Source organism: Curtobacterium sp. VKM Ac-2884, from assembly GCF_015350945.1.
In the GTDB taxonomy this organism is placed as follows: domain Bacteria; phylum Actinomycetota; class Actinomycetes; order Actinomycetales; family Microbacteriaceae; genus Curtobacterium.
In genome coordinates, this window is sequence record NZ_JADKSA010000002.1 from 653,332 (window position 1) to 677,384 (window position 24,053).

The 24,053-nt window shown below is 70.8% G+C and carries 15 protein-coding genes; 8 read left to right on the top strand and 7 right to left on the bottom strand.

Translation table 11 applies throughout. From position 1 onward, the window contains the following. Positions 1 to 80 precede the first annotated feature (80 nt). A complete protein-coding gene (locus ITJ60_RS19290) occupies positions 81 to 1,028 on the bottom strand; it encodes an NUDIX hydrolase (RefSeq protein ID WP_123671493.1) in 948 nt (315 codons plus the stop codon). After that, positions 1,025 to 3,190 carry an RNA degradosome polyphosphate kinase gene (locus tag ITJ60_RS07765; RefSeq protein ID WP_123293277.1) on the bottom strand — a complete coding sequence of 722 codons (2,166 nt, stop codon included), beginning with the start codon at positions 3,188 to 3,190 and terminating at the stop codon, positions 1,025 to 1,027. The genes ITJ60_RS19290 and ITJ60_RS07765 overlap by 4 nt, the downstream gene beginning before the upstream one ends. A gap of 207 nt (positions 3,191 to 3,397) precedes the next feature. Here ITJ60_RS07765 and ITJ60_RS07770 point away from each other — a divergent pair, with 207 nt between their 5' ends. The 3 genes from ITJ60_RS07770 to ITJ60_RS07780 all read left to right on the top strand — a co-directional run bounded on the left by ITJ60_RS07770 (position 3,398) and on the right by ITJ60_RS07780 (position 9,568). Continuing rightward, complete coding sequence (locus ITJ60_RS07770; protein WP_027466625.1) at positions 3,398 to 3,679, top strand: hypothetical protein; 282 nt, start codon at positions 3,398 to 3,400, stop codon at positions 3,677 to 3,679. Between the two features lie 106 nt (positions 3,680 to 3,785). Continuing rightward, on the top strand, positions 3,786 to 9,179 hold the full coding sequence (locus ITJ60_RS07775) for a DUF6531 domain-containing protein (protein ID WP_194647511.1): 5,394 nt from the start codon (positions 3,786 to 3,788) through the stop codon (positions 9,177 to 9,179). A 20-nt stretch (positions 9,180 to 9,199) separates the two neighbouring features. Beyond that, a complete protein-coding gene (locus tag ITJ60_RS07780; RefSeq protein ID WP_194647512.1) occupies positions 9,200 to 9,568 on the top strand; it encodes a hypothetical protein in 369 nt (122 codons plus the stop codon). Between the two features lie 89 nt (positions 9,569 to 9,657). On the opposite strand, the gene ITJ60_RS07785 is transcribed toward ITJ60_RS07780, so the two are convergent. After that, the gene (locus tag ITJ60_RS07785) at positions 9,658 to 10,071 is read right to left on the bottom strand and encodes a hypothetical protein (protein ID WP_194647513.1); all 414 of its coding nucleotides are present in this window, start codon (positions 10,069 to 10,071) and stop codon (positions 9,658 to 9,660) included. Positions 10,072 to 10,250: 179 nt separating this feature from the next. Here ITJ60_RS07785 and ITJ60_RS07790 point away from each other — a divergent pair, with 179 nt between their 5' ends. Next, complete coding sequence (locus ITJ60_RS07790) at positions 10,251 to 10,598, top strand: hypothetical protein (protein WP_194647514.1); 348 nt, start codon at positions 10,251 to 10,253, stop codon at positions 10,596 to 10,598. Between the two features lie 18 nt (positions 10,599 to 10,616). On the opposite strand, the gene ITJ60_RS07795 is transcribed toward ITJ60_RS07790, so the two are convergent. Then, a complete protein-coding gene (locus ITJ60_RS07795) occupies positions 10,617 to 11,210 on the bottom strand; it encodes a hypothetical protein (protein ID WP_194647515.1) in 594 nt (197 codons plus the stop codon). Positions 11,211 to 11,462: 252 nt separating this feature from the next. Between ITJ60_RS07795 and ITJ60_RS07800 the strand changes: the two genes are divergently transcribed. From ITJ60_RS07800 to ITJ60_RS07810, 3 genes are read left to right on the top strand one after another with little or no spacing between them, the layout of a single operon-like run. Next, positions 11,463 to 14,219 (top strand): hypothetical protein, encoded by a 2,757-nt coding sequence (locus ITJ60_RS07800; RefSeq protein ID WP_194647516.1) that lies wholly within the window; start codon positions 11,463 to 11,465, stop codon positions 14,217 to 14,219. Beyond that, positions 14,216 to 15,628: a hypothetical protein gene (locus ITJ60_RS07805; protein WP_194647517.1), complete on the top strand. Its 1,413-nt coding sequence runs from the start codon at positions 14,216 to 14,218 to the stop codon at positions 15,626 to 15,628. The genes ITJ60_RS07800 and ITJ60_RS07805 overlap by 4 nt, the downstream gene beginning before the upstream one ends. Before the next feature lie 32 nt (positions 15,629 to 15,660). Beyond that, complete coding sequence (locus ITJ60_RS07810; RefSeq protein WP_194647518.1) at positions 15,661 to 19,914, top strand: FtsK/SpoIIIE domain-containing protein; 4,254 nt, start codon at positions 15,661 to 15,663, stop codon at positions 19,912 to 19,914. Positions 19,915 to 20,004: 90 nt separating this feature from the next. On the opposite strand, the gene ITJ60_RS07815 is transcribed toward ITJ60_RS07810, so the two are convergent. The 3 genes from ITJ60_RS07815 to ITJ60_RS07825 are packed head-to-tail and all read right to left on the bottom strand — an operon-like array spanning position 20,005 to position 23,587. Beyond that, positions 20,005 to 22,008: a serine/threonine-protein kinase gene (locus ITJ60_RS07815; protein ID WP_194647519.1), complete on the bottom strand. Its 2,004-nt coding sequence runs from the start codon at positions 22,006 to 22,008 to the stop codon at positions 20,005 to 20,007. Between the two features lie 56 nt (positions 22,009 to 22,064). After that, entirely contained in the window at positions 22,065 to 22,904 is an 840-nt protein-coding gene (gene mshD / locus ITJ60_RS07820; protein WP_194647520.1) for a mycothiol synthase, read from the bottom strand. Then, positions 22,904 to 23,587, bottom strand: a complete 684-nt coding sequence (locus ITJ60_RS07825; RefSeq protein WP_123293289.1) for a winged helix-turn-helix domain-containing protein — start codon at positions 23,585 to 23,587, stop codon at positions 22,904 to 22,906. The genes mshD and ITJ60_RS07825 overlap by 1 nt, the downstream gene beginning before the upstream one ends. 150 nt (positions 23,588 to 23,737) lie before the next feature. Here ITJ60_RS07825 and ITJ60_RS07830 point away from each other — a divergent pair, with 150 nt between their 5' ends. Beyond that, positions 23,738 to 24,019: a hypothetical protein gene (locus ITJ60_RS07830; protein ID WP_131877491.1), complete on the top strand. Its 282-nt coding sequence runs from the start codon at positions 23,738 to 23,740 to the stop codon at positions 24,017 to 24,019. The last annotated feature ends 34 nt before the right edge of the window (positions 24,020 to 24,053 follow it).

The following is a 24,053-nucleotide window of genomic DNA, read 5'->3' on the forward strand; positions in this document are numbered from 1 at the left end:
TTGTGCCGACCGGGAGGCGCGGATCGCGTTCCGGGCGCGGCGGACACCCGGCACGTGGCCGGGTGCAGGGCGTGCGGTCGCTACGCCGGGATCGTGTTGCGGTGCGTCTCGACGGCGACGAGGGTCTCGCCGGCGATGTGCATCACCGAGAAGTCGCCGACCGAGAGCATCGCGGCGCGGCGGAGGTCGAACCGGCCGGAGTCGTCGGCCGTCGCGGTGGCGATCCGGGCGATGATGTCCGGCACCACCGGCCCGTGCGAGCACAGCACCGCGGTCTTGCCCTTGTCGAGCCGGCGGCGGACGACGCCCTTGACGTCGGCGGCGCCGCGGTCGTGGGCGTCCTGGCTGATGTCGGGGGTGCTCGAGACGCCGAGCTTCGTGGTGGCGGACAGCGGTTCGACGGTGGCGAGGCACCGGGCCGCCGTGCTGCTCACGATCTTCTTCGGGCCGAACGCGGCCACGGGCGATGCCGCGGCCTTGGCCTGCGAACGACCGACGGGCAGGAGTGGACGGGTGGCGTCCGGGCCGTTCCAGTCGGAGCCGGGCACGGTCTTCGCGTGCCGGAGCGCGATCAGGGCGAACGTGCGGTGGTGGCCGGCGGCGGCGCGTTCGGCGAACCGGTCGAGGATCGCCACGTCGCGCTCGTACGTCAGACGGTTGCGGGCGTCGTCGATCGTGACCCACTCGAGGGCGGCGACCTCGTGGTTCGGGGTGAAGTCACCCGCGCGGGCGTACTCCTTCGACGAGACACGGGCGGCCCAGTAGTGCACGACCTTGTCGCGACCGTTCGGCAGCACGTACTCCGCGGTGCCGAGCGGGGCGCCGAGGTGCACGCGGTACCCGGTCTCCTCGTCGATCTCGCGCACGGCGGTCGTCGGGACGGCCTCGCCCGGGTCCACCTTGCCCTTGGGCAGCGAGACGTCCTTGTGGTGGTCGCGGTGGATGAGCAGCACGAGGGGCGTGCCGTCCTGTTCGCGCCAGACGACTGCGCCGGCGGCGAGGACGGGGCCCGAGGGACCGCCGCTCACCGAGTGGAGCGCTTCCGAGCCGAGATCTTCCGCATCGTCACATTCTGCACGTCTTCGAGCGGGCGACCGTCATCGTCGGTCGAGTGGCGGGTCCACTCACCGTCGGACTCGAGGTGCCACGAGCTCGCGGTGTCGGCCATCGCCAGGTCGAACATCGCGAGCACCTCGTCGATGTGGTCCGGTGCCGTCAGCCGGACGAGGGCCTCGACGCGGCGGTCGAGGTTGCGGTGCATCATGTCGGCGCTGCCGATGAAGACCGCCGGGTCGCCGTCGTTGTGGAACGCGAACGCACGGGAGTGCTCGAGGTACCGCCCGACGATGCTCCGCACGCGGATGGTGTCGCTCACGCCTTCCATCCCCGGCTTGAGCGAGCAGATGCCGCGCACCCAGACGTCCACCGGCACGCCGGCCTGGCTGGCCAGGTACAGGGCGTCGATGATCTGCTCGTCGACCATCGAGTTGACCTTGATCCGGATGCCGGACGGCTTGCCGGCACGGGCGTTGTCGGACTCGGTCTGGATCCGCTTGAGCAGCCCCTTGCGCAGGTGCAACGGCGCGACGAGCAGCCGCTTGAACTTCTTCTCGATCGCGTAGCCGGACAGCTCGTTGAACAGGCGCGTCAGGTCCTTGCCCACGGTGTCGTCCGCGGTGAAGAGGCCCATGTCCTCGTAGATGCGCGAGGTCTTCGGGTTGTAGTTGCCCGTGCCGATGTGGCTGTAGTGCTTGAGCGTGCCGCCCTCTTGCCGGATGACGAGCACGAGCTTCGAGTGCGTCTTCAGCCCGACCAGGCCGTAGACGACGTGCACGCCGGCCTTCTCGAGCTTGCGGGCCCACGTGATGTTGTTCTGCTCGTCGAAGCGCGCCTTGATCTCGACGAGCGCCAGGACCTGCTTGCCCGCGGCGGCCGCGTCGATCAGGGCCTCGACGATGGGGCTGTCACCCGAGGTGCGGTACAGCGTCTGCTTGATCGCGAGCACGTGCGGGTCGGCCGCGGCCTGCTCGAGGAACGCCTGCACGCTCGTCGCGAAGGACTCGTACGGGTGGTGCACGAGGACGTCGTTCGCCTTGATCGCACGGAACAGGTCGGGCTTCGTGTTCGGCTCACCGGGCTGGAACTGCACCGGGGTCGTCGGCACGTGCTTCGGGTAGTGCAGGTCCGGGCGGTTGATCTTCGAGAGCTCGAACAGGCCACCGAGGTCGAGCGGCGACGGCAGCCGGAAGACCTCCTGCTCGGTGATGTCGAGTTCGCGCACGAGCAGGTCGAGGGTCACCGGGTCCATGTCCTCGGTGATCTCGAGGCGGATGGGCGGACCGAACCGGCGACGCAGCAGCTCGCGCTCGAGGGCCTGGATGAGGTTCTCGGCCTCGTCCTCCTCGATCTCGACGTCCTCGTTGCGGGTGACCCGGAACACGTGGTGCTCGAGCACCTCCATCCCCGGGAACAGGTCGTCGAGGTGGTTCGCGATGAGGTCTTCGAGGGGGATGAAGCGCATGCGGCCGGAGTTGTCGTCCGGCAGCTTGATGAAGCGGGAGAAGTTCTGCGGCACCTTGAGGCGCGCGAACTCCTGCCGCTGCGACTTCGGGTTGCGGACCCGGACGGCCAGGTTGAGCGAGAGCCCGGAGATGTAGGGGAACGGGTGCGCCGGGTCGACCGCCAGGGGCATGAGCACCGGGAAGATCTGCTCGTTGAAGTACTCGCGCATCCGGAGCCGGTCGGCCTCGTCCAGGTCGGACCAGTGCTCGACGTGGATGCCGGCGGCGTCGAGGTCGGGCTTGAGCGACCCGATGAACGCCTGGGCGTGGCGGTCCTGCAGCTCGTGTGCCTTCTTCGCGATGTCGCGCAGGACGTCGCTCGGTGCGCGGCCGACGTTGGTGGGCACGGCGATGCCGGTGTCGATGCGGCGCTTCAGGCCCGCGACCCGGACCATGAAGAACTCGTCGAGGTTGGACGCGAAGATCGCCAGGAAGTTCGCACGCTCGAGCAGGGGCTGCGTGCGGTCCTCGCCCAGCTCGAGCACCCGCTGGTTGAAGCGCAGCCAGCTCAGCTCGCGGTCGAAGTAGCGGTCCGACGGCAGCGACTCGTGCTCGATCTCGACGACCTCGTCGAAGTCGTCGAGGTCGGGTGCGACGGATTCGCCGTCGAGCTGCGGTTCGGTGTCCATGTCCACATCCTGCCACCCGGGCCTCGTGGCCGGAGGGGCTTCGGTGTCGCCTGTGAAAACCCGCGGTGAACGAACCGTTTGTGGAGGAACAATCGCGATATACGAACGGTGACATCTGCGCCGGTTTGTGGGTATGGTGGGTCCCGTCAGAGCCTCCGGGGGGATTCCACTGCGCGGGGGTGCAGCTACGAATGAAAGAGGTTCATCATGTCGCGTGTCCTTTCGACCGAGCAGGCCAAGACCGCCATCCGTCAGGTCCAGTCGATCATCAACGGTGGTTTCACCGACCAGATCTCTCAGCTCGACGCCCAGGGCCGGATCCTGTCCGACTCGAACGTCTGGGACGGCCCGCTCGCGGCGACCTTCCGTGGGTCGACCTGGCCGGAGACCAAGGCCGCCCTCGACAAGGCGAAGACCGAACTCGAGCAGCTCCGCACGCAGCTCGACAAGATCTCGCAGGACATCTTCACCGCGGGTGGCGGCGCGTAAGCAGCCACTCGTTCCGCCCGGACCGTCGCACTCGCGGCGGTCCGGGCGTTCGCGGTCGGTGGGGCCGCGTGACCAGCACGACCAGTACGACTTCGGGGGATGAACCATGGCTGACCTGCACGGCAACGATCCGGTCAAGTTCGACAACACGACGGCCGACGCACTCCGCACGGCGCTGAACGGCGCAGCCGAGTCGATCGAGGGGCAGGCCGGCTCGCGGCAGTCCTACGTCACCACCGCGTCGCAAGAGTTCCGCGGGCACTTCTCCGAGCTCTTCGCGCAGAACGCCGGCACCGCGAAGAGCGACGCCGAGGACATCGCCACGAACCTGCGCACGGTTGCGGGCTGGGTCGACCAGATGAAGGAAGCCGCCAAGAGCGAGAACGCTCGCCGCAAGACGGCGAGCGACTGGTACGAACACCACGAGAACCGCAACTTCATCGAGGTCGCCGTCGACTGGGCCAGCGGTAACGACAACCCGCCCGAGGTCAAGCACGAGGATGCTCCGACCTTCGCGCCTGCCAGCGCAAAATCGACGACGCGTCAGACGCCCAACCCCGGCGCCGGTGGTGGCGGTGGTGGCGGGACGTCGTCGGCGAAACCGGAGGACCTGCGTTCCTTCGCCACCGGATCGACGTCGCTCAACAGCGACCTCGCCGGCAAGCCCGCGGGGCTCCGCGGCAAGCTCGACGACTTCGCGACCAAGTGCTCGTGGGGCACGATCAACGCCGACGGGCTCGTGTCGGCGTTCGACAAGTGGCTCGCCGCCAACGGCCAGGACGTCGCGTGGGCGAACACCATCGCTGACGCGTTCGCTGCTGCCGGCGGTGAAGGCGCCGTCTCCACGGTCTCGGACGCCGCGCTCGCCGCAGCCCTGGCCGCCGCGGGGGTCTCGCAGTCCCGCACCGACCTGCAGTTCGATCCGCCGTCGGCCTACGGGGCCCAGCCGACGACCGGCTACTCGATGGACCCGGTCAACACCACGACGGGCAACTTCCTCGAACCCGAGCTCGACCTCGGGTTCACCGGTGCAGCCGCAGCGCTGCAGGTCACGCGCATGTACAACTCCCTCGACCAGCACGTCGGGCTCTTCGGTCCGGGGTGGGCGTCGATCCTCGAGACCCGGTTGCTCCTCGACGACGAGGGCGCATCCTTCGTCGGGGCCGACGGCCGTCAGGTCCGGTTCCCGCGCGACGGCGAGGGCTGGGCGCGCGGAGTCGGCGAGAACCGCTGGCTCGCGGCCGAGGGCGACCGGCTCGTCGTCCGCGACAACCAGGGCGAGCGCATCGAGTTCTCGCCGTCCGGGCAGTGGCTCGGGCAGCGGGGCGGCGCCGGTACTGCGGTCCGCGTCGAACGGGACAGTGACGACGTCGTCGTGCGTCTGGTGCACGAGCGCGGACGCTCGATCGACGTCGACCACGTCGACGGCCGGGTCGCGGTGCTCCGCGCGTCCGACGGCCGCCGGGTCGAGTACGGGTACGACGACCGGGGCCGCCTCGTCACGGCGACCGATGCCGTCGGTACCCGGACCTACGGCTGGAACGACGACGACCTGATCACCACGGTCACGAGCGCAGCCGGTGTCGTCGAGGTCGACAACGCCTACGACGACCAGCGCCGCGTCGTCGAGCAGGTCAGTCCGCACGGCCGAACAGTGCGGTTCGCGTACCTGCCCGGCCGGGTCACAGTGGTGTCCGACCTCGACGGCTCGCGGTCGAACTCCTACATCGCCGACGCCAAGGGGCGTCTCGTCGGGGTCATCGACTCCGACGACCGCCGCCAGTCGATGAGCTACGACCGGCACGGCAACCTCGTGTCGGCGACCGAGCGCGACGGGTCCGTCACCGTGCACGCGTACGACGACCGCGGCCGGAAGACCCGCACCGTCACGCCGTCCGGCGGTGACCTGACCTACGGGTACGACGAGCAGGACCGCGTCACGACCGTCGTCACCGAAGCCGGCGCCGTCGTCGCGTACGAGTACGTGGGCGACGACCGCGATCCGTCGGTCATCACCGACCCGATCGGCGGTCGGACTGAGTTGACCTGGGAAGACGGCGCCCTCACCCACGTCGTCGACCCGACCGGCGTGGTCCTGACCTTCGACCACGACGCGTTCGGCGAGCTCGTCGCGACCACGAACGCCGTCGGCGACACCGCTCGCATCGAGCGCGATCCGGCCGGTCACCCGGTTGCCGCGGTCAGCCCCTCCGGCGCACGGAGCGAGTACCGCTACGACGCAGCGGGGCTCCTCGTCGAACGACGTGACGCCGACGGAGCCGTCTGGCGCTTCGAGTACGGCGCCGGCTCACGCATCGCAGCAGTCGTGGACCCGCTCGGCGCTCGGACCACGTTCGACTACGCCCCGAACGGCGAGCTCGCGACGACCACCGACCCGCTGGGTCGGCGTGTCTCGCGGACGTTCGACGACCAGGGGAACCTGGCGGAGCTCGCATTGCCGGGCGACGCGGTCTGGACGTTCGCGCACGACGCGTTGTCGCGCCTCCAAGCCGTCACCGACCCCGCCGGCGCGACCTGGCGTCGTGAGTACGACGTCGTCGGCGAGCTGACGGCGACCATCGACCCGACGGGCGTCCGCCAGGAGTTCTCGGACGACGTCGCGACGGGCGTCGCGACCCTGCGTGACGCCTTCGACTCGGCGACCGTCCGGTTCGACGAGTACGGCCGACCCGTCGAGTCCACGTCTGACGAGACCGGTTCCGAACTCATCACCTACGACGCCGCCGGTCGCCCCGTCGAACTCGTCGACGGCGAAGGCGGACTGACCCGACTCGAGCGCGACCTCGCCGGTCGCGTCGTCGCGTTGGTCGCCCCCTCGGGCGCGCGCTCCACGTACGAGTACGACCCCTGCGGGCGTCCCGCCGCAGCCACCGACGCCGCGGGGGCGCGGACGACGCTCACCTACGACGCGGACTCCCGTGTCGTGGCCCGGACCCTGCCCACCGGCGAGGTCGAGGAGATCACGTACGACGCCGTCGGGCGCGTGGTCACGCAGACGACTCCGGGGTCCGGCACCGCGCGGTTCCGCTACGACCAGGCCGGGAGGCTCGTCTCCAGCCACGACGCACGCTTCGGCCGTCGTCGGTTCCGCTACGACGCAGCCGGGCAGCTGATCCAGGTCGTCAACGGTCTCGACGGGGCCACCTCGTTCGAGTACGACGAGCGCGGGCGCCTGGTGACGATCACCGACCCTGCCGGCGGGACCACTCGACGCGAGTACGACGCCGCCGACCGTGTGGTCGCGGTCACCGACCCGCTCGGCCGGACTACCACCGCGGCCTACGACGCCGCCGGCCGTCAAGTCCGGCAAACGGATGCCGAGGGACGAACGACCGAGTGGACGTACGACGCGGCCGGCCGACAGCGGGCCGTGCTCGTCGACGGTGCGGTGCAGTCGGAGATCTCCCGCGACGCCGTCCACCGCACGATCGTCGTGTCGGACCACACCCGTGGTGCCGGTCGGACGATCGAGCACGAGCTCCAGCACGACCGCCGGGGCCTGCTCGTCCGCCGAGCCCGGGGCGACCAATCCGTCACGTGGGAGTACGACGCCGACGGCAACCGCACGGCTCGCGTCGACCCGAACGGCACCCGCACCACCTACCGTCGCGATGCCGTCGGCCGCGTCGTCGGGGTGGAACGGGACGGCGCCCCTACCGGCACGTTCTCGTACGACGCCTCGGGTCGGATCGTCCAGGCGGCCACGGGCGAACTGGTGCAGTCGTGGTCGTACGAGGGTGGCGCACTCGTCGCGCACACCTCGACGACGCTCGACGGTGCCACCAGCACGCGGATCGAGCGCGATGTCGACGCGCGGATCACCGCGGTCGACGGACCGTCCGGAGTGGTGTCGTACGAGTACGACGCTGCCGGCCAGCTCGTCCGTGCCGGGGACTCGACGTGGGCCTACGACGACGGTGGGCGAGTCGTCGCCGAGACCGTCGGCGGTGTCGAAACGCGCCACCAGTACGACGCTGCCGGACAGCTGGTCGCGACGATCACCGAGGCCGGCCGGACCGAGTACGTCCACGACGGTCTCGGCCGACGCATCCGGCGGACCACCGCCGACGGTTCGACCACCGAGTACGCGTGGTCCGACCTGGGGTACCTCGCTGCCGTCGTCGACCGCGACGCCGCGTACGCCGAGACCGATCGGCTCGACGTCTGGGTCGATGCCCTCGGTGAGCTCGCCGAGGTCGGCGGGGTCGCCGCGTGGTGGGACTCCGCCGCGGTCGTTCCGTCGCTCATCAGCATCGCCGACACGTCGTTGCTCGACCTGCCGGGGGGTGTCACCGCGATCGGCGATGTCGTCGCGCAGCCCGCGTGGCGCAGTGCTCGCGCAACCGACGCTGCCGACCCTTGGGCGGCGCTCGCTGCCGTCACCGACGTCGGACTGCCCGCGGGGGTGGCACTGACCGGTTCCGGTGGGGTGTCCGTCGCGGGGCTGGAGTGGCTCGGCGCCCGTGTGTACGACCCGGCGGCGCGGGGCTTCCTGTCGGTCGATCCGCTCGCGCCGATCCTGGGTGCGGCGTGGTCGGGGAACCCCTACTCGTACGCCGGCAACGACCCGTTGCAGGCCGTCGACCCGCTCGGGTTGCGGCCGGCGACGGACAAGGACCTGCAGGCGTACCGGGATGCGCACCAGGGGGCGATCGCGGCTGCCGGGAGCTGGTGGAACGACAACTGGGAGTACGTCGCCGCAGGTGCTGCGATTGGACTGGGTGTCGCGCTCATGTTCACCGGGGTCGGCGGCCCTGCTGGAATCGCGCTCATGGCTGCGTCTGGGGCGTTGCTCAGCGGGGGCGTCTCGGTGGCGTCGCAGAAAGCACAGACCGGAAAAGTAGATTGGGGCAGAGTCGGAGTCGACACTGCTGTGGGCGGCGTGCTCGGTGCAGCCGGTGGCGGAGCAATGATGTTCGGCAAGGCTGCCATGGCAGGCGCACCTGCAGGCCAAGCGGCGCGAGCCGTCGCGGTCAACATGGGTGTCAACGGAGGGGTCGGTGCTGTGAGTGGTGGTGTGACCAACCTTCAGAAGAACGGCTGGCAGATCCGCAACGGGTGGGAGTTTGCGGGGGACGTCGTCGGCGGTGGGGTGTCCGGTGCTGCCGGAGGAATGGCTGGTCCGGCCGGAGGCACGATCGCGAAGGAAATCGGGTACTCAGCGTCCGGAGCGCTCGCTCAGGGGACGTCCCTGGTGCTGAGCGGCGCATCAACGGCGGCCGGGACGGCAGTCAGTCAGGTGATCAGCGGGGACGGAGTGGATCTCGGCACTGTGGCGCAGAACGGAGCCACGGGTATGGCGGGCACGTACGTCAGCGGGAGGATCCTCCCGGGTCAGCACGGAGTGGATACCCTTGCGCAGATGCCCTACTTCCACCCGCGAACCCCCTCCGGCGCGTTCAACTTCTTGCAGAAGAACACGAGCACCTTGTGGGGATCGGCCGTCGGCGGTTCGGTCGTGGGAGGTCTTTTCGGATGACGAGTCGATCAAGCCGTCGAATGCGACCTTGGTTCGTCGATGCTGTTGCAGCCCTCGCTTGCCTGGTAATCGCCTGGTGGCGCTTGCGGAGTGGTCCCCAGGACATCAACGTCCCCGCGGCGATCATTGTCGGTGCCGTTGCTCTCGGCTACGGGAGCGCCGTCGGATGCTGGTCGAAGCTGAACGATCGTCGCCCGGTGGTACTGGCCGCGCTGATGGTGGTTGTGGTCTTGGTCTTCATCGGCCTCGTCGGCGCTGCTCGGCCGTTTGCGGGTCTTCAATGGTTGTGGCTGCTCACCGCCTTTGCCGGTCTGATCAGTGGCGCAGCGGTCGGCGATCGCGTGAGCGTAAAGCTCCGGGGAACTGCGCAACCGAGGATCGAGCGCTGACCAATCCTGTGTGAGCTGCTTGGTCAATCCTGTGTGAGCTGCTTGGTGCAGACAAGCGGTGTCCGTTGCGGAGTCGGCGGGGCGGTGGGTCAGCGCGCACATTTTCGTAGCCAAGAATGCAGTCGCTCAACTTCGACCGCCGTGAGCGTGTGCGCGACGGCCTCGACGTTCGGCGTGATGACGAGAGCGATTGCGTCGCCCGGCACGTTCTGTCGCGCCGCATCGATGGGTGCTCCCGTCACCTGTTCTCCGCCGAAGAACAGGAATGCGGTCGGAGTCGAATCAGACTCGATCTGTTGCACCCGACGGTTGACAAGGCTCGAGAGCTCTTCGCCACGAAAGACGGCGACGACGCTCGCAATCTCCATTGTCACGATGAGCTGGAGGCGACGGGTCAAGCCGCGGGGTTCGGCGGAAGCTGTGATCCGAAGACCGCCGGAATCCCACGTCGACGGTGACGGCATCTGGATCGCTCCCGCCCTGGAGGCACGCTTTTCGAACATGCCGAAATGCTACTGACGTGTGCTGCTGGGCGGGCCGCCCGCGAGCAGGAAGGCCCTCGCAGACCCCGATGAAACCGGTCAGATCGACGTCCAACGGAGACGGCTCCATCATCGCGCGGAGAAGGCGCGTGCGGCGGGACAGGGTCGCGGCATCGATCGTCCTCGCTGTCGTTGTCCTCGTGCCCCTGCTGGGCTTCTTCGTCGGGCCGATCACGTTGAAGGTGTACGACGCAGGACACCGGGTGCATGCAGTCTGTACCGTCACTTCTGCCCACAGCAGCGCCGGATCGTCCCACTCGCTGAAGGGGATCGGTTCGTCGATGGCGCAGATCGTGTTCGAGACTTCGGACTGCGGAACACTCGTTCTGCAGCGGGGCGTCACCCGCGACAACGAGGACGACCTCGCCGAGAGCATCGTCCCGGGCGAGCGCTACGAGTTCGACGTCGGCGCGGCCTCCTTCAGCATTCGGAGCTTCCTCAACACGATTCGACAAGCCGTCTACGTCAACAGCTTCGAGCTGGCCTGAGGGCGGCTGAGGCGCTCGTCAGTGCCCGAAGACCCGGACGAATTCGTTCCACTGCGCCGGCGCACGCTGCTCGAGCCATGCGCACAGTTCCGGGTAGGCGGCATCGATCGACAGGACGCTGATCACACCCCGTTGGCCGTGCACCTTGATGTCGAGCCCACCGAAGCGGTTCGTGGTGGGTCGGATGTGCTTGATCGCCGCCGGGTCGACGGTCCGCGGGGCGCGGAACATCGGGGTGACCACCAGCTGCGAGTCGTACGCCTCGACGCGACGGCGCTTCTGCCCGACGCCGAGGTAGACGAACAGCAGCCCGAACAGCACCATGCCGACGCCGGCAATGAGCATCCCGATCGCGTCGGGGTCGTCGAGCAGCGTGAGCGTGGCGAGGAAGAAGAACCCTCCCACGACGATGAACACGATCCCGATGATCCGGAGCAGCAGGTAGTTCCACCGGCGTGCGCGGACGGTGAAGAGCACGCCGTAGGCCTCGTCGCCGACGACGGTGGACGGTGGTCGCTTGCGATCGCTGCGGCGGACGAGCGCGCTGACGGCGGCCGGGATCGCGATCATCGCGAGCAGCGCGATGAGGACCGGCGAGAGGTTGAGTGTCACCGATCTGCCCCCGTTCGCGCGTGCGGACGTCGTCGTTCGATGGGCCCGGAGCCCTGGTCCCCCTGGATCATGCGTGCAGAGTATCAGCGCGGTTGTGGACGGCGAAGGCGCAACTCGCTGGATGCGATACGTTGTATTCCAGTCGGAGCGTGTGGCCCGAACGGGGGCGGCCAGGGCGGCCGATCGACGCGGACCCGACGCCATCGAGCAACTAGCATCGATGTGCTCGACGATTCTCTTGGGGGGAAGACCGTGATCAACCAGCGCGCCGGGAACACCGGAGCACGAAGCACCACTCGCCGGCTCGTGGGGGCGGTCGCCGTCACCGGCATCGCCGCGCTGGTGCTCGCCGGGTGCACGTCCGACGACAAGCCGGTGGCTGACCCGTCACGGATCCTGCAGACGGTCGACACGCGTCTGGCCGCGGACGGCTCGATCACGTCGATCTCCGACACCGCGATCTCGGTCGCGGGCAAGGACTCCTCGTCAGCGACGACCGACCACGACCCCGCGAAGGCGGCTGGTGACCTCCCGCTCCGCATCACGACGCAGTACTCGACGTCGAAGAAGACCGGTACCGACCTTGCCGACCTCGACGGGTACTCGGGCCGGATCGCGATCGACCTGACGATCGAGAACCTCACGGTCACGTCGAAGAACCTGACCTACGACGTCGCCGGGACCTCTCGCTCGACACCGGCGCTCGTGGGTGCACCGTTCAGCGTCGCGGCCTCGACCGTCCTCACCGGCACCGCGGCCGACCGCATCGTCACCGATGCCGCTGGCGCAGGGTCGTCCACGGACGGCGTCGTCAGCACGAACGAGGACGGGGACGCCGTCGTCCAGTGGGGCCGCCTGCTGGCACCGCCGACATCCGGCGCGAGCAGCACGCTGCACCTCGTCGCCGACGTCAAGGACTTCACGGCACCGACGTTCGACGTCGCCGCGCAGCCCGGGCTGTCCACGGACCTGTCCTCGACCGGCGTGGTGAACGCGGCGTTCGGGTCCGACAGCGACTCCGAACTCGCGCTCCAGCGCCGCACCATCGACCTCATCTCGCAGGTGAACGAGGTGCTCGCACGAGCGGGCGGCACGATCACCGAGGTCCGGTCCAACCTCGAGACCACGTCGAAGACCCTCGGCGTCAGCACGGCCGAGCGGCTCACGGAGAGCAGCTCGTCCCTGGCGGGCACCATGCGGTCCCTGTCCGGCGAGCTCGGCTCCCTGAACGGCGACCTCGGCACGACCGTCAAGGCGACGCAGTCCACCGTGCTGCAGCAGCTCCAGCAGACCACGACGAGTCTCGACAGCCTGCTCGGCGACACTTCGGCGACGGCACCGGCCACGGTGCTCGACGGCAACGGGTGCGCGGCGACGCCGAAGACCTCGACCGCGGGCGGCAGCGTCTACGGCAACCTGCTCCGCGTCTCGTCCCAGCTCAAGGGCTACGCCGACGCGAGCGAGGCGTGCAAGCAGCAGGTCAGTGCGCAGCTGTCCGCTGCCGTCGGCCCGACGGCCCCGGACGCGACGACCTGCGCCGCGACGGACGCGCGAGACTCGCTGACCTGCACGCTCTACGAGTCGTCCACCGCGATCAACGGTTCGCTGATCGGACTGGTGAGCACCGGGCAGGCGCTCGCTGCGCGGTTGCAGCCGGAGACGGTCGACGACGCCATCGCGAGCGCCGCCGACCTGGACGAGCAGCTGACCAGCATCTCCGATGCCCTGGACGAGTACGAGAACGGCGGGGACGGTGGCACCGGGGACGCCCTCCGCGCACTGTCGACGAGTGCGGACCAGATCGGCACGCGGCTCGACGCACTGGCGACGGCCGTGCAGACCACGCACGACCGTGCCGAGGCGGCACGTGACCTGGTCGACGGCGCAGGGTTCCCGCTGTCGATGCAGCGTCAGAACTCGGCGGTCGCGGACCAACTCTGCACCCTCGCGACGCTCGGACAGCTCGACCAGGCCGACGCTGATCGCCTCCGCGGCTACCTGACGGCCGAGCCCTGCGCCGGTGCGCCTGAGGGGACCGTGCTCCAGCCCGGTCTCGGGTTCACCGACCCGATGGACGAACGACTGGACGACCAGACGGCGCGCTGGCAGGACGTCGTCGACTCGACCAGCGCCGACGCGACGACCGAGGGCACCATCGGCAGCGCGATCGCCGGCCTGCGGACCGATCTGGACGCGCTCGACAACAGCATCCGCGCTGTCCGTGACGCCGTCCGTGGTGGGAGCGACGACGTGGGTTCCACGATCGAACGCCTTCGCGCAGCAGTCGCGGACGCCGACCGTTCGCAGGCGGTCATCGCGACGCAGCTCGGGACGGTCCGCCAGACGCAGATCGACCTCGCGGCCGAGGTCGAGAAGACCTTCAAGGACGCTTCCGACCAGTCGTCGGAGACCTTCAAGAAGGCCATCGACGCACAGGTGCGGAAGGTCTCGACCACGGCGTCCGAGAGCAACCAGGCCGTCCGCGACGCCTTCGACAAGTCGATCTCGGGCCTGCGGTCCACCGCTGACGAGGTCACGAAGGACTCGAAGGGCACGATCGACGAGCAGAAGAGCACGCTCGTGCAAGAGGGTTCGGAGCTCTCCTCCGCGGTCGACCGGCAGACGGCGTCCAGCCTCGAGCGCATCGCGGCGAGCACGAGCGCCTCGACGCGTGACGTGCAGGGTGCTTCGACGCTGCTGACCGGTGACCTCAACCGGGTGATGCTCGACCTGGGCGACCGCAAGGTGAACGGCTCCGGCATCCTCGGCGCCATGGCCACGAGCGCGGCGAAGTCCGACTCCGCCGACTACCAGCTCGCCCTGGCGTCGCAGAACGCCGCGGGCTACGCGAACGTCCGAGCAGAGGACGTCGCCGGCATCCTGCTCCAGCAGGAGCAGTTCCGTGCATCGCTCGATGCGGCGACGACGCTGCCGGCGTTCCAGCTGAAGGTCCCCGCCAGCGCGACGTCGACCACGCTGTACACCTTCCGGATCGGGGCCGACCGATGAGTGACCAGACGACCGAAGCCACTGCGTCCGAGGGCGCTGACGGAACGCGTCCGCGCAGCCGCCGTCCGCTGCTCTTCGTCGGCATCGCGGTGCTCCTCGTGGCCGCGGTGGTCGCCGCCGTCCTGACGTTCCGGGCGTTCGGCAGCAGCACCCCGGCCGAAGCGGTGTCGGCGACCGTGCCGGTGGAGATCACGGTGGCGCACGTCCCGGCGAAGACGAAGATCGGCATCATCGTCACGCTCGGCGACGGTGAGGGATCCGAGTGGAACGAAGCGGCTCAGGGCGCGCTGGTGGCGGAGCGTCGGCTCGCACTCGGTGGCGCCGACGTCGCGCTCGTCACGAAGAACGACGGCGGGACCGCCGCCGGGGGGAAGGCTGCGGTCGACGCTCTGGCGAAGAGCGGCGTCGCCGGCATCGTCGTCGCCTCGTCGGGCAGCCACGTGTCCGGCGCTCTCACCGCGGCGGCGGCGAAGGGCATCCCGGTCGTCCTGCCCTACGCACCGGCGGAGAAGGACTCCTGGTCGACGGCGCCGGCCGCCGGGGCGATCAGCAAGGCGATGACCACGGCGCTCGGCGACGCCGACGCTCCACTGCTGGTCGACCTGGGCGGCGGTGCTCCGGCGGACCTGCGGGTGGCGCACGTCCTGGACGGTGACGACACCGCGGACACCGCAGCGCTCGCCACGACCGTCGCCGAGCGCACCGGCGCGACGAGCAACGAGCATGACGCGGACGCAGACGCCGATGCCGACGCGAAGACCCCGACGCCGGACTCCGACGCCGTCGTCGTCAGCGGCTCCGCGGAACGCCAGGGTGCCTTCGTCGCCGCGCTCCAGGCCGAGAACGTCACGGTGCCGGTCGTCCTGACGCCGGATGCGACGAGCCCGGCGTTCGGTGCCGCACTCGTCGAGGCCGGCGGCAGCCTGAGCGGTTCCTTCCGGACCGTGGGTGTCGCCACCGACGACGCTCGAGCGCTCGCCTCCGACTCCGGGGGCCGGGCGATGTCCGCGTTCCTCGGTGGTGTCCGGGTGCTCGCCGGGGACCACGACGCCGAGAACCTGACCGGTGACCAGCCGTTCTCGGCGGTCGCGGGCGCGGCGGACTCGCGCAGCCACGACGCCGTCATCGCCCTGGTCCGCGCCGTCGGCACGGCGCGGAGCGTCGAGCCGGCGGACGTCACCGACGCCCTCGCCGCGCTCGACCTCGACACCGATGCGGGCATCGCCGGTCCGGCGCTCGACTTCACGCAGCAGCAGGCACTCGGGACGCCCGCGACGGTGCTCGCGGCGTCGGCGCAGCAGCTCGGTCTCCGTCCGGCCAGCACCGCGTCCGGCGACGGCACCGGCAGCGGAACCGACGCTGCCCAGACCGCGTCGCTCGTCTGGTTCGACGACTCCAGCACGGACTGACCCACCCACCGACCCGGAAGAGGAACGCGAGCATGCGCCTGCTGATCGAGCTCGACGACCGACGTGAAGCGGTCGAGGTCGACGGGTGGTCCGGCGCGTCCTCGCTGGGGGAGCTCATCGCGGCGGCTATCGGCGTCGAACTCGACGCCGAGACGACCCTCGCGGTCGACGGTCACCGCACCAGTGCGGCGACCCCGCTGCGCGACCTCGTCCTGCTCGAGGGCTCCCGCATCGGCCGCGCACCGCAGGAGCGGCCGCAGACGATCGACGGGTGGAGCGTCACCCTCGTCGGGGGACTCGACGCGGGTCTCGTCGTACCGGTCCCGCGCAGCCGGAAGCTCGTCGTGGGCCGGGCTCCGCAGGCCGACGTCGTGCTGCCCACCGAGAGCGCTTCGTGGGAGCACTGCACGATCGAGCGCGAGGACGACGGAGTCCGGGTGCGTGACGCCGGTTCGACGAACGGCACCGTCATCGCCGGGGAACGCATCGATGCCGAGGGCGTCCTGCTCACCGGGACGACGAGCGTCATCGTGGGCGGGGCCGTGCTGCTCGTCCGGCCGGCGCTCGACGAGGTGCCCGTGCCCGCGGCCGGCTCGCTGGCGAACCTGACCCCGGCGGCGACGGCGCCGTTCAACCGACCGCCGCGCGCCGGACGGACCTCCGACGCCGAGACGGTCGTGCCCCCCGGACGCAAGGACGTGCCACCGGCGTCGAAGTTCAGCTGGATCACCGTCGCTGCGCCCCTGGTGCTCGCCGGGGCGATGGTGCTCCTGCTCGGCGACGCACGGTTCGCGCTCTTCGCCCTGCTCTCTCCGGTCACCGCGATCGGGATGTGGTTCGAGCAGAAGCACCGCCGCGCGAAGAACCTCAAAGAAGAGGACACCCGCTTCGCCGAGGCCGTGGAGTCCTTCCGCGGTGAGATCTCCGAAGCCGCGGCCGTCGAGGCTGCCCGCCGCCAGGAGCTCGTGCCCGACCCGGCGACCGTGGTGCGGCGAGCCGAAGTGCCGACCACACTGCTGTGGCAGCGTCGCTCGGACGACGAGGACTTCCTGAGACTGCACGCCGGCACCGGAGACGCTCCCTGGCGGCCCGAGGTCGACCAGCGTGCAGCGACCGCGAAGCTCGAGGACGAGGCGAAGGCCGCCATCGCCGACAGTCGCCTGACGGCCGCTCCGGTGGTGGCCGACCTGTCCGACGCCGGCGTCGTCGGGATCGTCGGCGACCGCCAGGGCGCCCTCGCCCTGGCGCGAAGCCTGCTCACGCAGGCCACCGTGCACTGCGGTCCCGCGGACCTGACGGTGGGCGTCTTCTGCGACGCGGGCCGCGCGGAGGACTGGGGGTGGGCCTCCTGGCTGCCGCACGCGCGTGTGGCGGGGAGCAGTACCGGCGCCCGCTGGATGTCGGCGCAGCGCGACCAGAGCGCGGCGATGCTCCGTGGCCTGCGGGAGTCGCTCGACGAGCTGCCGACGCCGAACCTGCTCGTCGTGGTCGACTCCGAGGTGCTCACCGAGGGACGGGATGCCCCTGCCCGCAACCTGCTCGGCCAGGGCCGCTCGGTGCCCGGGCAGTCCCTGCGCCCGGGGGAGCGACCACGCCGGGTGAGCGGGATCGTCATCGCGACGAACGAGCAGCAGCTCCCCGCCGCCTGCACGTCGATCATCACGGTCGGTGCCGATGCCGCCGCCACGGTCTACCGACCAGAAGACCGGACCCGTGTCGAGGACGTCGTGCTCGCCGGCCTCAGCGTCGAGACCGCCGAGCGCAGTGCCCGGAGCGTCGCCCACTTCGACGACCCCGAGCTCACGGTGCCCGGTGCCTCGTTGCCGTCGCTCGTCCGCCTGCCCGAGCTGTTGTCGAGCGAGGGGATCCGCACCGCGTGGGACGCCCGCACCGGCTTCTCGACCCCGATCGGCTCGTCCGAGAGCGGTGTGCTCGAGATCGACCTGGTCCGCGACGGCCCCCACGGCCTGGTCGGCGGCACCACCGGTTCCGGCAAGAGCGAGTTCCTCCGGTCCCTCGTGGCCGGGCTCGCCGCGCGGAACGACCCGACGCGCCTGAACTTCCTGCTCGTCGACTTCAAGGGCGGTGCGGCCTTCGCAGCGTGTGAGCGCCTCCCGCACACCATCGGCACGATCAGCAACCTCGACGAACAGCTCGCCGACCGTGCGATCCGGGCACTCGAAGCCGAACTCGAACGACGCCAGCGGGTGTTCGCCGCAGCCGGAGCCGACATCGACAACCTCGATGCCTACCTGGCGACGAAGCCGGTCGAGCCGATGCCGCGGCTGCTGCTGGTCGTCGACGAGTTCGCGATGCTCGCGAAGGACTTCCCGGACGTCCTGACGTCGCTCGTCAGCATCGCGGCCGTCGGCCGAACGCTCGGCGTCCACATGATCCTGGCGACCCAGCGGCCGGCCGGTGTGGTGAGCGAGGACATCCTCGCGAACACGAACATGCGGGTCGCCCTGCGGGTGCAGAGCCGTGAGGACTCGACGAACGTCATCGGTGTCCCCGCCGCAGCCGGGATCGGTCGACAGCAGACCGGCCGCGCCTACGTGAAGCTCGGGCAGGACGACATCACCCCGGTGCAGACCGCCCTCGTCACCGGCCGGGCCCGTGACGAGCGTGCCGAGCAGCCGGTCTCGGTCCGGCCGACCGACGTGTTCGGCGTTCCCGCTCCGATGCCGGCACCGGCGCCGACCGCGTCGGACGTCACCGACCTCGACCAGCTCATCGAGGCGATCGGGCAGGCCAACGAGGCAGCCGGGTACGCCCCACCGCGTCCGATCTGGCCCGAGGCGCTCGGCGACCGCGTCGAACTGGCGGCCCTCACCGCCCCAGGCCCGGGAACCGCCCCAGGCCCGGGCACCGACCCGCGCCCCGCGACGGTGCCCGTCGCCCTCGCCGACGACCCGGACCACCAGCGCCAGGTCACCAGCGGCTGGGACCTCGACGAGGGCAACCTCATGCTCATGGGCATCCCGGGCAGCGGGACGAGCACCGCCCTCGCGACGATCGCGCTGCAGCTCGCCGCGTCGTCGAGCCCCGACGAGCTCGACCTCCTGGTGCTCGACATGGGCCCGGGGGACCTCGCTCCACTCGCGCAGCTGCCGCACACGACGGCCTACGTCGGCTCCGGTGCGGGTGCGGGGGAGCTGCAGACGCGGTTCCTGCGGCACCTCCGCGTCGAGCTCGAGCGTCGTCGTGCGGCACCCGGTGGGCGCCGTGCCGTGGTGCTCATCGACGGCCTCGCCGCCCTGCGTGACGAGTACCAGGACTTCGAGGGGCAGCAGCTGCTCGACGCGCTCTACCGGGTGTACGCCGAGGGTCCCGCGCTCGGCATCTCCTTCGCGGTCTCGACGACCCGCGCGAAGGCCGTGCCGTCGGCGATGGACGAGGTCACCACGCAGAAGTGGATGTTCCGCCTCGCTGACCCGTACGACTACGCGTCCATCGGGGTCCGCCCAAAGGACGTCCCGCCGCCGGTGCCCGGCCGCTTCATCGACTCGACCAGGCGGCTGCAGTCGCACGTCGCGACACCGGACGTCCCGCTCGCGCAGGCCGTCGCACGGATCGCGGAGACCCGGTCGGATGGTACGAAGAAGGCGAGTGCGGTCGGCCGGCTACCAGACGCCGTACTGGTGGGCGAACTCGGCACCGGAGCGGTGTTCGCGGGTGAGCCCTGGCGGATCCCGATCGGCATCGCGGAGGACGACCTGCAGCCGGCGTCCGTCGAGGTCTACGACGGCGAACACGTGCTCGTCGCCGGGCCGGCACGGTCCGGCAAGTCCAGCGTGCTCCTCGCCGTCGCCGAGCTCGCGCGGACAGCCGAGGGCGTCCGTCCGGCGGTCTGGGCGATCTGCGACCGCCGGTCGCCGCTCGCCTCGGGTTCGTTCGACCGGATCGCCGTGGGCCCGGACGAGGTCCCGGCCCTGTTGGCCGGGCTGCGGCTCGAGCGTGGACCGGTGCTGCTGTTGATCGACGACGCCGAACGCTTCGAGGACGGCGACCAGGCCATCGCGACGCTGCTCACGACCGAGCGCCCCGGACTCTGCGTCGTGGCGGCTGGCCGCTCCGCGGACCTCCGGTCGCTCTACAGCCACTGGACCCGAGCGGTCCGCAAGTCGCGATGCGGCGTACTCCTGCAGCCGGACGTCGACTACGACGGCGAGCTGCTCGGGGTTACGCTCCCGCGCCGCGCACCGGTGGCGCTGACCGCGGGTCGCGGGTACGCGTCTTCCGGCGGCGCCGTCCGCCTCGTGCAGACCGCATCCGCCGGCAACTGACCGAGAGACACCGAGACCGTCGGCCTGGAGGCCCGTGGCCGCGTCCGCCACGGACCGCAGGGTCGACCCGCAGTCACGACCAGAGCGCGCTCAGTCGCGCGTCGTGATCCCGAAGGGCGAGCTCTCGAGGTTCGTGAAGTTCCCCACCGTCGCCCGGACCGTGCACGACGGGGCGACGGACAGCGCGGTGACCACGAGCCCGTCGGACGACACGGCCAACGCGCCCGAGCAGCCGTCGGCGAACCGCACGCCGGACTCCCCGCCGGCCACGTCGACGAGCATCTGCGACGGACGCCCGGTGGCGGGACTGCGGTAGAGCGGGTTGAGCTCGTCGGCGCCGCTCGGCCACACCGGCACGAGTGTGACCGGCAGCGCTGTCTGGCTGACCGTGCGGTCGGGCGTCCGGACCTCGATGCCCTGCAACCGCTGCACCGGGTACGCGGTCCCCCGCACGGAGTCGTCGGTCAGGGCAGTGGTGGTCGCCTCGCCCACGCCGTCGAGCCACGTCTGCAGCGCCGCGCCGTCCGTGACGGATGCGAGCGGCACCGAGGCCTCGACCGTGACGTCACCGCCGGCGGGGACCTCGACGCCGGACAGGGCCCAGGCGCACGCGGTGTCGACACCCGTCAGCGAGGGTTGGTTGCGTTTCGCCGTGATCCCTTCGCCGCTCCAGGTGGCCGCGGGACAGGACGCCCCCGAGCGGGAGCCCGGCACGACTTCGAGGAACGGACCGGTCAGGGCCGATGCCTGCGCCGCGTACGTGACGCGCAGGTCGACGGTTCCCTTCGCCGGGTCGACGGTGGCACGGCGGGTGGTCGCGAGGCCCGTGGGCAGTGGGCGGTCCTGCTGGTACGCGTTGGCGGCCTGGGCGGTCGCCGTGCCCCTACCCGGCGTCTTCCGCAGCGCACCGGGCAGCCAGACGACCCCGCCGACGACGAGCGCGGCCACGAGCACGACGCCGATGCCCCCGAACAAGAGCGCACGGTTCGTCAGCCACTCGGGACGAGCGAACCGACGCGTCGGTACCGGCTCGGCAGCGGGGGCGGTGGGCAGCGGCTGTCGGGCCATCGGCCGGATGACGGTCTGCGACCCGGCGGGGCCGAGTTCCGGAGCCGGCCCGGCCACCGCGGCGTCTTCCGGGACCCCGGTGCCGCCCCGGTCGACGTCGCCATCGGGGCGGACCCCGCGGACCACGGTGGCGGGCCGTTCGACCTCGTCGAACGCATCCGGGTCGCTCGCCGCGGGCATCGCAGGGGCCGAAGCGAGGGACCGGGCGAGGCGGCGCAGGGTCGCCGCGGCGTCCGCTGCTGCCGGACGGCTGTTCGGGTCCTTCGTCAGCAGGGCGGACACCGCGGACCACAGCGCATCGGGCACGTCGATCGGCGGTGGGTTCGAGGTGACGTGCCGGTACGCGACGGCGAAGTCCGTGCCGGGCCCGGCGAAGGGCGTGCGGCCGGACAGCAGCTCGTACAGCATCACGCCGGCGCCGTAGACGTCAGCAGCGGGACCGGCGCGGCCGTGGCTGATCGACTCGGGAGCCATGTACTGCGGCGTGCCGAGGAGGCCGGTGGTGGTGCGCTCCCGCTCGGCGACCACCGACGCGATGCCGAAGTCGGTGACCCGGACGTCGCCCGTCGCGCCGGCGACCCAGGGGGTCTGGAGCAGCACGTTGTCGGGTTTGACGTCGCGGTGGGTGACGTCCTGCTCGTGTGCCGCGGCGAGGGCGTCGAGGGTCTCGGCGGTGATCGTCAGGGCGTCCCGCGGGGTCAGCGGCCCGTTCGATGCCAGCAGATCGCGCGCGGACCCGCCCGGCACCAGGTCCATGACGATCGCGAGCCGGTCGCCCTCGACGACCAGGTCCCGCACCCGCACGATCGAGGGGTGCTGCAGCGCGAGGAGCACCGAGCGCTCGCGGACGAAGCGTTCGACGATCTGCGGGTCGGCGGCGAGCTCGGCACGGAGCAGCTTCGCGGCGAAGTGTTCTCCGGTCGCGGTGTGCTCGGTCCGCCAGACCTCGCCGGTGGCACCGGTCCCGAGCAGTTCCACGAGCCGGTACGACGCACCGAGCGGCTCACCCTGACCGTACTGCGCCACTGCGTCCCCGTCTTCCCGATTCCCCCGATGGTCGACCCCTCGCCGACCACGCAATGTTACCGGCCGGTCGTCGCCTCCGCGTGCTCCGGTGCCGCGTACTGCACGTCGATCGCGTGCTGCACGAACCCCGACCGCCGGTACAGCGCCAGCGCGGGCTCGTTGTCCCCCTCGACGTACAGTGCGGCGGCGGTCAGCCCGCGCCCGGTCAGCCGAGCAGTCCCGGCACGCATGAGCACCCCGCCGAGCCGTTGTCCCTGCAGGTCGGGGCGGACGGCGACGGCGTAGAACTCGCCGATGCCGTCCTCGACCTTGAGCCAGCACGAGCCGGCCAGCTGCCCGGAGGCGTCGCGGAGCAGCAGTAGGTCCTCGCCGGAGAACCAGGCGTCCGACTCGCGGGCGTGCAGGTCGTCGAGCGTCATGCGGCCCTGCTCAGGGTGGTGCGCGAAGGCCGCGGCGTTCAGGGCGAGCCAGTCGGCCTCGTCCTCGGTTCCGGGTCGGAACGCGGACAGGCTGTACCCGGCCGGCACGTCGGCAGGAGCCGCGTCCGGAGAAGGCCCGGCTCCGTCGATCGGCGCCCGGAGCTGCAGCAGCGTCCGGACCGCGCGCCAGCCGAACCGATCGGCCAGGGCCCGCGCTGCGGGGTGGTCCCCGTGTGCCCAGGCGAGCACGGGAGCGGCCCCGCCGCCCAGCGCGAGCGCCTGCGTGACGAGGGCGGTGCCGGTGCCGCGGCCACGGGCCTCCCGGTCGACCACGAGTTCCAGCTCGCCGTCGCGGACCACGGCGACCCCGTCGTCGACGGCGAGGACGGTCGCGCGCCCGGCGCGGACGTCGACCAGGGTCTGGTCCGAGAACGGCGGTGCTTCACCGGGCACGACGAACCGTGCGAGGTCCGGCACTACTGGCCCATCAGGCGCTCGGCCTCGTCGTCGTAGACGTTGAAGCGGTACCCGACGTTGCGGACGGTGCCGATGAGCGACTCGAGGTCGCCGAGCTTGGCGCGGAGACGTCGGACGTGCACGTCGACCGTGCGGGTGCCACCGAAGTAGTCGTAGCCCCAGACCTCGCTGAGCAGCTGCTCGCGCGTGAAGACCCGGGACGGGTGCGTGGCGAAGAAGCGCAGGAGCTCGAACTCCTTGAACGTCAGGTCGAGCGGCCGGCCGCGGACCTTCGCCGAGTAGCTGGCCTCGTCGATGACGACACCCGACGCCTGGATCTTCGAGCTGGACTGCCCCTTGGCCGCACGGCCCGCGGACAGCCGGATGCGGGCGTCGATCTCGGCGGGGCCCGCGCTCTCGAGCACCACGTCGTCGACGTTCCACTCGCTGTTGACGGCGGTCAGGCCGCCCTCGGTGACCACGAGCACGATGGGCGTCGTCGACCCGGACGAGGCGAGGATCTTGCACAGGGCCTTCGCGCTGACCAGGTCGGTGCGGGCGTCCACGAACATCAGGTCGCTCTGCGGCGCGTTGACCAGCTGTGCGGCCTCGGCCGGCACGTGACGGATCCTGTGGCTCAGGAGACCGAGGCTCGGCAGGACGTCGCCGGGCGCGGTCGAGGTGAGTACCAGGAGCTGTGCCACAGGACCTCCGCAGGTGGATGACGTCGTGGACACATCCTAGTGATGCTCGGGAAGTCCTCATCCGGCCGGACGGTTTGCGCGTGAAGCCGCAAGCGCCGGGCGCGGGGCTGCGCCTGCGCGCCGGGCGTCACCCCTGTCATGATGGAACGCGTGACCCAGCCAGTGCAGCCCACCGACCAGCGGCGCCTCAAGCTGACGTCCGTCCTGCCGGTCTGGATCCTCAGCGTCGCCGGGGCGGTGCTCGTCCTGACGCTCGCCGAGCGCGACGCCTTCGCCTGGCTGCTGCTCGTGTTCGTCGCCTGCGTGATGGTGAGCTTCGTGCTCCAGCTCATCACCGCGACGAAGGACGGACTGGTCGAACGGATCAGCATCGCGTCGTCCGGTGCCTTCGTCGTGGTGCTCGTCACCGCGGTGGTGCTCCTGGCGCGTTGAGCCGAGCCGCGTAGACTCCGGGGCATGGATTCGC

Coding starts and splice junctions, on each gene's coding strand:
- ITJ60_RS07780 (WP_194647512.1), top strand. CDS start 9,200: ATGCGACCTTGGTTCGTCGATGCTGTTGCAGCCCTCGCTTGCCTGGTA.
- ITJ60_RS07785 (WP_194647513.1), bottom strand. CDS start 10,071: ATGTTCGAAAAGCGTGCCTCCAGGGCGGGAGCGATCCAGATGCCGTCA.
- ITJ60_RS07765 (WP_123293277.1), bottom strand. CDS start 3,190: ATGGACACCGAACCGCAGCTCGACGGCGAATCCGTCGCACCCGACCTC.
- ITJ60_RS07775 (WP_194647511.1), top strand. CDS start 3,786: ATGGCTGACCTGCACGGCAACGATCCGGTCAAGTTCGACAACACGACG.
- ITJ60_RS07810 (WP_194647518.1), top strand. CDS start 15,661: ATGCGCCTGCTGATCGAGCTCGACGACCGACGTGAAGCGGTCGAGGTC.
- ITJ60_RS07805 (WP_194647517.1), top strand. CDS start 14,216: ATGAGTGACCAGACGACCGAAGCCACTGCGTCCGAGGGCGCTGACGGA.
- ITJ60_RS07770 (WP_027466625.1), top strand. CDS start 3,398: ATGTCGCGTGTCCTTTCGACCGAGCAGGCCAAGACCGCCATCCGTCAG.